At 68.4% G+C, this 8,134-nt stretch carries 8 protein-coding genes; 4 read left to right on the forward strand and 4 right to left on the reverse strand.

The features are described from left to right. The coding region (locus tag DBR34_RS12330) for an aminotransferase class I/II-fold pyridoxal phosphate-dependent enzyme (RefSeq protein WP_258223879.1) at nt 1-920 on the reverse strand (920 nt) is incomplete at its 3' end. Between the two features lie 142 nt (nt 921-1,062). Between DBR34_RS12330 and rsgA the strand changes: the two genes are divergently transcribed. Both rsgA and DBR34_RS12340 read left to right on the forward strand, forming a co-directional pair. Beyond that, the gene (gene rsgA / locus DBR34_RS12335; RefSeq protein ID WP_128097010.1) at nt 1,063-2,160 is read left to right on the forward strand and encodes a ribosome small subunit-dependent GTPase A; all 1,098 of its coding nucleotides are present in this window, start codon (nt 1,063-1,065) and stop codon (nt 2,158-2,160) included. Nucleotides 2,161-2,444: 284 nt separating this feature from the next. Further along, the gene (locus DBR34_RS12340; RefSeq protein ID WP_181393988.1) at nt 2,445-3,698 is read left to right on the forward strand and encodes a flavohemoglobin expression-modulating QEGLA motif protein; all 1,254 of its coding nucleotides are present in this window, start codon (nt 2,445-2,447) and stop codon (nt 3,696-3,698) included. A gap of 21 nt (nt 3,699-3,719) precedes the next feature. Here DBR34_RS12340 and DBR34_RS12345 read toward each other — a convergent pair whose 3' ends face one another. Further along, nucleotides 3,720-4,268 (reverse strand): DUF4274 domain-containing protein, encoded by a 549-nt coding sequence (locus tag DBR34_RS12345; protein WP_181393989.1) that lies wholly within the window; start codon nt 4,266-4,268, stop codon nt 3,720-3,722. 198 nt (nt 4,269-4,466) lie between these two features. Here DBR34_RS12345 and DBR34_RS12350 point away from each other — a divergent pair, with 198 nt between their 5' ends. Both DBR34_RS12350 and DBR34_RS22910 read left to right on the forward strand, forming a co-directional pair. Further along, a complete protein-coding gene (locus DBR34_RS12350) occupies nt 4,467-6,764 on the forward strand; it encodes a TonB-dependent receptor (RefSeq protein WP_128097013.1) in 2,298 nt (765 codons plus the stop codon). Nucleotides 6,765-6,860: 96 nt separating this feature from the next. Then, a complete protein-coding gene (locus DBR34_RS22910; RefSeq protein WP_258223878.1) occupies nt 6,861-7,052 on the forward strand; it encodes a hypothetical protein in 192 nt (63 codons plus the stop codon). 79 nt (nt 7,053-7,131) lie between these two features. Here DBR34_RS22910 and DBR34_RS12360 read toward each other — a convergent pair whose 3' ends face one another. Together DBR34_RS12360 and DBR34_RS12365 are read right to left on the reverse strand one after the other, a co-directional pair. After that, nucleotides 7,132-7,638, reverse strand: coding sequence for an META domain-containing protein (locus DBR34_RS12360; RefSeq protein ID WP_128097015.1), 507 nt, complete (start codon nt 7,636-7,638; stop codon nt 7,132-7,134). Next, nucleotides 7,635-8,134 (reverse strand): DUF2875 family protein (locus tag DBR34_RS12365; protein ID WP_128097016.1); only part of this gene is annotated, 500 nt, incomplete at its 5' end. The genes DBR34_RS12365 and DBR34_RS12360, both read right to left, overlap by 4 nt.

Here is an 8,134-nt window from a genome sequence, read left to right on the forward strand (position 1 = left end):
GGCGCGCACAGCGCCGAGACGGTGTCCGGGCCGTTGACGGCCGCATCGATGGCGTACTGGCCCGGCACGTTGGCGCACAGGCGCAGCGCGCTGAGCAGGTCCATCGCCGCGCGGAACTCGCCCAGCCGTTCGGCCGCGCCGGACAGCATCGCCCAGCCCACCCGCCAGCCGCAGGCGCGGTGCACCTTGCTCAGCCCGCTGAAGGTGATGCACGGATGCTCGCCGGCCAGCGGGGCCACCGGGTGGAACTGCGCGTCGTCGTACAGGATCTGGTCGTAGATCTCATCGACCATCAGCAGCAGGTTGTGCTTCGCCGCGATCGCCACGATGCGCTCCAGCAGGTCGCGCGAGTAGCTGGCGCCGCTGGGGTTGTTCGGGTTGATCAGCACGATGGCGCGGGTGCGCGAGGACACCAGCGTCTCGATTTCCACCGGGTCCGGCTGGAAGCCGTTCTCCGGCGCGCAGCGGTAATACACCGGGCGGCCGTCGTTGAGGATGGTGGCCGCCGACCACAGCGGGTAGTCGGGCGAGGGCACCAGCACTTCATCGCCGGGGTTGAGCAGGGCGCGCAGCGACAGGTCGATCAGCTCGCTGACGCCGTTGCCCACGAACACCCGGTCCGGGTGTGCATCGGGCGCGCCACGCCGGGCGTAGGCGGCGGCGATGGCCTCGCGGGCCTCCGGCAGGCCCTGCTGGTGGGTATACGGGTCGGTGCGGCCCATGTCGTCGGCGATGGCGCGCTGCAGGTGTTCCGGTGCGCGGAAGCCGAAGTTGCCCGGGTTGCCGATGTTCAGCTTGATCAGCTTGCGGCCCTGCGCCTCCAGCTCACGCGCTCGCCGCGCCAGTTCGCCCCGGATCTCGTAGCGGACTTCGGACAGGCGCTCGCGGGTGGCAAGCGGCTTGATCGGGGGCGTGGACATGACTGGGCCGTTGGAGGGCATGGAATCTGCATGGTAGCGGAATTGGTGCGTTGCGGGGCAAGCCCCGCCGGGGCCAAAACCCCATTGTTGGCGGGCAGTTGCCGGACCCGGCCGGGACGGCGGGGAAGGGTAGAATGGGGCGATGAGCGAACCGATCGATTTCCGCGCCCTGCAGACCATAGGCTGGCCCTGGGCAGGCGCCCCCGAGCTGCCCAGCTGGCAGGCCTTGTTCGATGCACACCCGCAGGCCCGTCCGGGCCGGGTGATCGAGCAGCACCGCACCGGCTACATCGTGGCCGACATGCCGGACGCGGCGATCAAGACCGAATCCCCGCCGGAATGGCAACGGCCGCGGTTCCCCAGCCACGAACGCGCGGCAGTGGGCGACTGGGTGCTGCTGGACGGCATCAAGATCATCGCGCTGCTGCCGCGGCGCACCGCGATCAAGCGCGGCGCGGCTGGCGAGCATTACCACCAGCAGGTGATCGCGGCCAACATCGATACCGTGTTCATCGTGTGCGGGCTGGATGCGGACTTCAACCCGCGCCGGATCGAGCGCTACCTGCTGCTGGTGGGCGGGGGCGGCGCGCAGCCGGTGGTGGTGCTGACCAAGGCCGACCAGACCGAGTACAGCCAGGATGCCCTGGACGTGCTGGAAGAGCTGGCCGCGCAGGACATCCCGCTACTGGCCATCAACGGCCGCGACCCGGCCAGCGCGTCGGCGCTGCTGCCGTGGCTGGGCGCGGGCCGCACCGTCGTGCTGGTGGGGTCGTCGGGCGCGGGCAAGTCCACGCTGACCAACACCCTGCTCGGCGAGGAGCGCATGAAGACCGCCGATGTGCGCGTCAACGACTCGCGCGGCCGCCACACCACCACCCACCGCGCCTTGATCCCTCTGCCGGCCGGCGCCTGCCTGATCGACACGCCTGGCATGCGCGAGCTGAAGCCGACCGGTGAGGAAGCGCTGAGCGAAGGCGGTTTCTCCGACGTGGAAGCGCTGTCGGCGCAGTGCCGTTTCCGCGACTGCGCGCACCAGCGTGAGCCCGGCTGTGCGATCCGTGCGGCCATCGACGATGGCACGCTGGATGAAGAGCGCCTGCTGAACTACTTCAAGCTGAAGGAAGAAGTGGCGGCCGCAGCGGCCAAGCTGGCGGTGCGCCAGGCGCAGCAGGCCATCGAGCGCAAGCACGTGGGCAAGGGCGCGCAGTGGCGCCCGGGCGGAAAGGGCGGCCGCCGATAACCCCCACCGGGTAGAGCCACCCCATGGGTGGCTGATCTGCGATCCGGCACCGGCCAGCCATCCGGGGTTGCGTGCGGCCACCTGTGATCAAGCGCAGCCACCCATGGGGTGGCTCTACCGGTTTGTCTGGGATTTCGTGCAGCCACCCATGGGGTGGCTCTACCCTTGCGGTTGGGTTGCGTGCGGCTGCCGCTGGGGTGGGGCGGCCACGATGGGGCGCTGTGCGGCGGCCGTGGTGCGGGCGCGGGTAGAGCCACCCCATGGGTGGCTGCTATTGTCCGCCCATGGACACACCGATGACCGTGGATCGTGAGGTGGCCCACCACACCGCGCTCGATGCGCAGCTGGTGGAGGCGGTGGGCGGCATCAAGCTGCTCGGGCTGACCAGTTGGCCGGCCGCGCTGCAGGCGCCGTTCCTGGCCAGCGTGGCGCGCGGCAACCCGGTGCTGCCCCAGGTGAGCTATCCGAAACTGGACTTCAGCGACACGCGCCGCGCCCTGGCCGGAATCAGCGCCCAGTGCGATCCCGCGCACCCCATCGGCCTGTACGTGCAGCGCTCGGCGCACAGCTGGGACCTGGCCGCCGGCCTGCTGGAATCCCTGGGCACCGCCGCGGTGGACCACTACTCGGTGGAGCTGTTCGGCGCGCCCGAGCACCCGCTGCCCGGCAACGGCCCCAGTACCCGCGAGGCGGCCCGTCACTTCATCCAGATCGCGCAGGAACTGGACCACGAACTGCTCGCCCCGGAAGAACAGGTGCCGGTCTCGGCCACCGCGCTGCAGTTGCAGCTGCAGGGGGACCTGGATGCCTTCTTCGAATCGCGCATCATCAGCGTGCAGCTCGACCCGGAGCTGATCTCCAAGGCGGCCGCCGGTCCCACCCGCATCCGCCTGCGCACCAGCGCCCGTTTCAGTGCCTACGACCGTGCGCAGCTGTTCCACCACGAAGCGCTGGTGCATTCGCTGACCGCGCTCAACGGCCGCGAGCAGCCGCACCTGCCCAGCCTGGCGTTGTCCTCGCCCCGGGTTACCGCGACCCAGGAAGGGCTGGCCACGTTCGCCGAACAGATCACCGGCAGCATCGACATCGAACGCCTCAAGCGCATCAGCCTGCGCACCGAAGCCATTGCGATGGCGCGCGAAGGCGCCGATTTCATCCAGGTGTTCCGCTACTTCTGCGACGCCGGGCAGAACAACGAAGAAAGCTTCGCGTCGGCCCAGCGCGTGTTCCGCGGCGTGCCGCCGACCGGCGGCGCGGCGTTCACCAAAGACACCGTGTACCTGCGCGGGCTGGTGTCGGTGCACACCTTCTTCCGCCACATGCTGGCCGAAGACCGCCTGCAGGTCTGCCGCTGGCTGTTTGCCGGCAAGATGTCGCTGCAGGATGCCATCGCCTTCGCACCGCTGTTCGAAGAAGGCATCCTGCGCCCGCCGCGCTGGCTGCCGCATTGGGTCAGCCGCGCCAACGGCCTGGCCGGCATGCTGGCGTTTTCGCTGTTCGCCAACCGCATCCGCATGGACCAGCTGGCCGCCGAGTAGGTCACCACCGTTGGTGGTGACCTACGCCTGCGGGTTCGCTTCTTCCCAGGCGATATGCACGTCGGCCAGCTCGTACAGCTGCTCGACCAGTGCCATCGGCAGGCCGTCGTCGTAGTCTTCGTCGTAGGCCTCATCGAACGGATCGATGTGATGCTCGCCGTCCACGGCCTGCAGCATCTGCGCCGGCATCCGCTGCAGCTCGTCGGCCGAATGCTCGTTGGGGCCCGCACCGTCCCACCGGGTCGGATCGAAGCCGATGCCATGGTCGGCATAGAAACCGCCCAGGAAGCGCTGCTGCACCAGGCCGATGAACTGGTGGGTGTCGCGATCGTAGTCAGGCACGTCGTCCAGCGATTCGTACTGGGCATGCGAGCCCGCACCCACGCTCCAGAACAGCATCAGCGCGGTGGCGCGGTCCAGATCGGGCTGGTCGGCCAGCCATGCGAGCGCGCGCTGGTTGTCACCGTAGTTGGAGCGCGCCACATAGAGATGCCGCTGTTCGGGCGTGGCCTGCACCAGATGCGCGTGCAGCAGCGCCCACTTGGCGGCTTCGTAGTCCTGTTCGTTCATTGCCTGCTGTCCCTGCCGTTGCGGTAAGGCGTGCATTGTACGTGCGGTGCGCACAAGGAGTGTGCGCGCGTGGTTTCGCGCGTTGGGTCGCATTTCATATGCCGCACCCCGTGGCGTAAGAATCCCTTCATGTTGCGCTCGCATGATGGTCACGCACCTGCAGTGCGCAGGTCATCACCCCCCACGCAACGGATTACCATGCTTACCCGACCCCTGACGATCGCCGTGGCGATTGCGCTGTGCGCCGCCAATGCCCACGCTGCCGACGTAGCCGCCAACGCAGGCCCCGATGCCACCGTTGCGCTCAGCGCGCAGACCCTGGACACCGTGTCGGTGATCGGCCAGGGCGAAACCCGCCAGGTGCAGCGCATCGGCACGGTGGACAAGCAGGTGCTGCCGCCGGGCACCAGCGGCCAGAAGATCCTCGACCGCCTGCCGGGCGTGTCGGTGCAGTCCAACGATGCCTTCGGCGCCAACGAGGAATCGCAGAGCATCACCCTGCGCGGCTTCGACAAAAGCCGCCTGGGCTACACGCTGGACGGCATTCCGCTGGGCGACAACAGCTACGGCAACTACAACGGCCTGAGCATCGCGCGCGCCCTGATCGCCGAAAACCTGGCCGGGGCGGAACTGTCGCAGGGCATCGGCTCGCTGGGCGTGGCGTCCACCAGCAACCTGGGCGGCACCATCCAGTACTTCTCGCAGGACCCGTCCACCGAATTCGGTGGCCGTGCCAGCGTGACCGTGGGCGACGACAACCAGCGCCGTGGCTACCTGCGCGTGGACACCGGCGACCTCAACGGCTTCTCGGCCTACGTGTCCGGCGTGCACCAGGATTCGGACATGTGGGCCGCGCCGTACCAGAACCAGACCACGCGCCAGTTCAATGCCAAGGCCGTGTGGAACGTGGGCGATCACCGCTTCGGTGCGTTCGCCGCCACCTCGCGGGTGAGCCAGGCCAACTACGCCTACCTGTCCAAGGACATGCTGCGGCGCGGCCTGGGCTATGACTGGAACATCTACGCCCCGGACTGGGACCGCGCCGTGGCCGCCGCCTACTGCGCACCGGGCACCTACAACGCGCAGAAGTGTGCCTTCAGCGGCGGCGTCAACAGCATCGACGATGCCTACTACCAGAGCCGCGCGCTGCGCGACGACAACCTGTATTCGCTGGATGCCGACCTGGCGCTGGGCGACACCGCGCGCCTGAAGCTGCTCGGCTACCACCATGAAAACCGCGGCCAGGGCCACTGGTGGGCGCCGGGCCAGCCGTCCTACCCGGGCACGGCGCAGGCGCTGCCGATCTCCATCCGCAGCACCAACTACACCATCAACCGCCAGGGCATCACCGCCGCGCTGAGCTGGCAGTGGGGCATCCATGAACTGGAAGCGGGCCTGTGGTATGAGCGCAACGACCACAACGTGGAGCGCAATTTCTACTACATCACCGGCCCGTTCCTGGATGACGCCTACCTCAACCACCCGAACCGCCGCCTGTTCGACCAGGACTTCGACATCCGCACGCGCCAGTTCTACGTGCAGGACCGCATGCGCTTCCTGGAGGATCGCCTGACCGTCGATGTGGGCATCAAGAGCCCCAACACCCGCATGACCGCCAACGCTAAGCCGGGCACCGAGGCCAGCTACGCCTCGGGCACGCTGACCGCCAAGGAATCGGTGCTGCCGCAGGCCGGTATCGGCTTCAAGCTGAGCCCGAACCAGGAGCTGTTCGCCTCGTACTCGGAGAACATCGCCGCGTTCGTGGGCGGTGGCAGCGGTGGCCCGCTGCAGGTGTCGCCGGAATCGTTCGCGGCCAGCGCCGGGTTGGAGCCGGAGAAGTCGAAGACGCTGGAAGCGGGCTTCCGCACCTTCGGTGAGAAGTACCAGGCCTCGATCGCGGCGTACCACGTCATGTTCGACAACCGCCTGCTCTCGCTCAATCCGTGCACCAGCATCGAGGTGGGCACGCGCCCGGAGTGCATCACCCGCTTCATCAACGTGGGCTCGGTGAAGAGCCGCGGTGCCGAGTTGACCTTCATCCTCAAGCCGGTGGATGGCCTGCAGTGGTACAACGCGCTGTCGTGGAACAAGACCACCTACGAGGACAACTACACCTCCGGCGGGGCGATCGTGCCGGTGGCGGGCAAGATCACCGTGGACACCCCGCAGCGCATGGCGTCCAGTGAAATCAGCTGGAACCGCGACGGCTACTTCGCCAGCCTGCGCGCCAAGTACACCGGCAAGCGCTATTACACCTACACCAACGACCAGTCGGTGGCAGGCGTGACCACCTTCGATGCGGGCGTGGGCTATTCCTTCGGCCCCGGCCTGGGCCTGCGCGACGTCAAGGTGTCGCTCAACGCGACCAACCTGACCAACAAGCGCTACGCCGGCCAGCTGAGCTCGTTCGCCCCGACCGACCCGACCGGTACCCGCTACGCGATCCACGCCAGCGCCCCGCGCCAGGTGTTCATGACGGTGGCAGCGGAGTTCTGACCAGCGCGGTCACCACCGACCGTTGGTCGGTGGTCGTCGGCGTCTGCGCGTGTGCCGACCAACGGTCGGCACCTACCGGATACGAACGCGCGCAGCATGCACGGCGATGCCGTGGCAGCCACAGGCCAGGCGGTGACCGTCCACGACGACCGCCCGGCCCTCCATCCGCACCCGTTCGCTGCCCTCCACAAACGCATGACGCCCGGGATGCAGCAGGCACGTGGCCAGATCGCCGACCACGGCGATCGCGCGGCCATCAATGTGGCGACGGCCATCCATCTGGCATGAGACTACCTCGCCCCCGCCACTGGTGGAATCGCCCTGGCATACCGGGTGTTTCATGCCGGCCTCCGGCGCGTCGCGCGGTTCACCAATGCCCCTTCGGTGGCGTGCGATAGATCAGGGTTGCGGTGACCGTGTCGCCTTCCAGTACGTGGAGCAACGCGTCATGGGTGGCCATCCGGAAGCCGGTCGCCGTGCTGAGCGCGGTGGCAAAGCGGTCGCCGATGTCGTCCATGCTGTCCTTGTGGCAGCGCGAGCCGGTGCGGACCAGGCCTTCCACGTTCAGCGTCGTGCCCTGTTGCCGGTACAGTGCGGTCATCGGCTGGCAGCCGGCGTACCCGGTAAGGTGCTGGCCATCGGCTTCCAGGATGATGAAGCCCACGTGCGATTCCGGCGACACGGTCACTGCGGTGTGCTCGCCATTGCCGGGCAGGTCGTGCAGCTTCCACACCGTCCCCAGCAGCGGCTGCGGTGCTTCCGGTGTTTCAGGCCAGGTGTCCCAGATCTCCGGCAATGGGATGGGTTGCGGCTCGCAGGCGCTCATTGCGGTAACGGCGACAAACAGAAGGGGCAGGGCGATACAGGCTTTCATGGCGCTCCAGAGAGGGCTGGGCAATCGGAAGTGGGCAGGGGGCTGGCAGGTGCCTGCGGCGGCGTTGCGGTGATCACCGGTTGCAGCAGTAGACCGCCGTTGTCGTCGGCAATGACCACCACATGCCCTCCTGGGCAGGCGGCTGCCAGTGCCAACGCGGCGCCGCCGGCGCCACTGCCCAGCGGGCCCAACCGGGTGGCCAGATCCACGGCACGGGCAGGGTCGTCCAGGTCCACCGGCGGCAACAGCCCGCGCAGGGCCAGCCGCAGCGCAACGGTGATGGCTGCATCGGCGCGGCTGTCGTGCCACACACGCCAGGGCGCTTGATCGTCCGGCAGGCGAGCGCACAGCGCCTGCCAGCCGGCGGCGATCGCATGCTCGCATTCGAGGGCAGGCAATCGGTTGCCGTGCGCGTCGTGCAGCGGCAGGTGCAGGGGCGGCGGCAGGCGGGCCAGCACGGACGCAGCGTCGTAGGCTTCCACCTGCTGGGTGGTCC

The sequence above is a fragment of the Stenotrophomonas sp. HMWF003 genome (assembly GCF_003061285.1).
Lineage (GTDB): Bacteria > Pseudomonadota > Gammaproteobacteria > Xanthomonadales > Xanthomonadaceae > Stenotrophomonas > Stenotrophomonas maltophilia_AP.

What these genes read in the sequence shown, in the direction of transcription:
- rsgA (WP_128097010.1), top strand. Translation starts at nt 1,063, where the DNA reads ATGAGCGAACCGATCGATTTCCGCGCCCTGCAGACCATAGGCTGGCCC.
- DBR34_RS12340 (WP_181393988.1), top strand. Translation starts at nt 2,445, where the DNA reads ATGGACACACCGATGACCGTGGATCGTGAGGTGGCCCACCACACCGCG.
- DBR34_RS12345 (WP_181393989.1), bottom strand. Translation starts at nt 4,268, where the DNA reads ATGAACGAACAGGACTACGAAGCCGCCAAGTGGGCGCTGCTGCACGCG.
- DBR34_RS12350 (WP_128097013.1), top strand. Translation starts at nt 4,467, where the DNA reads ATGCTTACCCGACCCCTGACGATCGCCGTGGCGATTGCGCTGTGCGCC.
- DBR34_RS22910 (WP_258223878.1), top strand. Translation starts at nt 6,861, where the DNA reads ATGCACGGCGATGCCGTGGCAGCCACAGGCCAGGCGGTGACCGTCCAC.
- DBR34_RS12360 (WP_128097015.1), bottom strand. Translation starts at nt 7,638, where the DNA reads ATGAAAGCCTGTATCGCCCTGCCCCTTCTGTTTGTCGCCGTTACCGCA.